The 1657-nt window shown below is 41.4% G+C and carries 1 protein-coding gene; it reads right to left on the minus strand.

All coding sequences use genetic code 11. From position 1 onward, the window contains the following. Nucleotides 1–1657, minus strand: a 1657-nt coding sequence (locus FNY66_RS15590; RefSeq protein ID WP_190324862.1) for a hypothetical protein, incomplete at both ends; no start/stop codon positions are given.

Here is a 1657-nt window from a genome sequence, read left to right on the forward strand (position 1 = left end):
CTTCTCAACCTTAATTTCGTTGGTCTGTCCTGTGTAATCAGCTACAAAGAAGTCGCCTGTTACAACTAACTTATATCCTTCCGGCACATCCAGTTCTGAGAAGTTAGCGATTCCATTATCGTCCATATCTACGAAATAGTCTCCGCCGCCAACGTTGTTTCCATTCTCATCAACATAAACTACATTGATGATTGTTCCAGGATTAGTCTTGTGAAGGGTGATCTCGTATGTCTTATCTGTGTCAACAAACGTATCGCCTGTCTCAATCAGTTCATAGCCTTCCGGAAGTGTCAGCTCAGAGTAATTGAATACTCCATCTCCGTCAGCATCTACGAAGAAGTCTCCGCCGCCAAGGTCTTTTCCACCTTCGCTCTTGAATGTAACGTGGATGATAGTTGACTCTGCTTTAACCGGTCTTACTTCTACATAAATCCAGCCATCGTTGATTTTAATATCGCCTGTTGATGCAAGCTCATAGCCCTCTGGTATGTCTGTAAGCGCAGATGTATTTACATTATATGCGTCTGCTGCTACTGTTACTTTACCTTCGCCTGCCTGCTTGTTGTTCTCTACATCCCAGTAGTTTACACCAATCTCTACTGTCTTTTCTGCTGCCGGTCTTACTTCTACAAAAATCCAGCCATCGTTGATCTGAACATCGCCTGTTGATGCAAGCTCATAGCCTTCCGGGATATCTGTAAGGACAGATGTATTTACATTATATGCGTCTGCTGCTACTGTTACTTTGCCTTCGCCTGCCTGAACATCATTCTCTACATCCCAGTAGTTTACTCCAATCTCCTGAGTTGTTGCTACCGGCTTAACTTCTACCCAAATCCAGCCGTCATTAATTGTAATGTCTCCTGAAACAGTAAGTTCATATCCTTCTGGGATATCTGTAAGAGCAGATGTATTTACATTGTTTGCGTCTGCTGCTACTGTTACTTTGCCTTCACCAGCCTGCGTATTATTTACTATATCCCAGTAGTTTACGCCAACTTCCTGAGTTGTTGCTACCGGCTTAACTTCTACCCAAATCCAACCATCATTAATTTCGACATCTCCGGTACTTACAAGTTCATAACCTTCCGGAATATCCGTAAGCGTAGATGTATTTACATTGTTTGCATCTGCCGCTACTGTTACTTCGCCTTCGCCTGCCTGAACATCATTCTTTACATCCCAGTAGTTTACTCCAACCGTCTTTGTAAATACAGGAACATCCTTTTTCTCTACAACAACCTGCATTGTCGTATCAGTTCCTGCCATTACTGTAATTTCCGTATTACCAGTAGTATTTACAACCTGATATTCATCATTATCAAGGTAAAAATCTTCATTGAATTTGAATTTTATCTGTTCTCCAAGTTTTCCAGTTTTAGTCGCAACATCTGTGTCAACAACATCATCAGTTCCTGCTAATACAAAATCAATCCTTAAAATTGTATCCTTCTGTACAGGTCTAACAGCAACCCAGATCCAGCCATCGTTAATAGTGATATCGCCAGTATTTACAAGCTCATAACCATCTGGAATATCTGTAAGCGCAGATGTATTTACATTGTTAGCACCTGCATCTACTGTTACTTTGCCTTCGCCTGCCTGCTCATTTTTATCAACATCCCAGTAATTTACTCCGACTTCTACAGTCTTTTCT

The sequence above is a fragment of the Mediterraneibacter catenae genome (genome assembly GCF_008691045.1).
Classification (GTDB): domain Bacteria; phylum Bacillota; class Clostridia; order Lachnospirales; family Lachnospiraceae; genus Mediterraneibacter; species Mediterraneibacter ornithocaccae.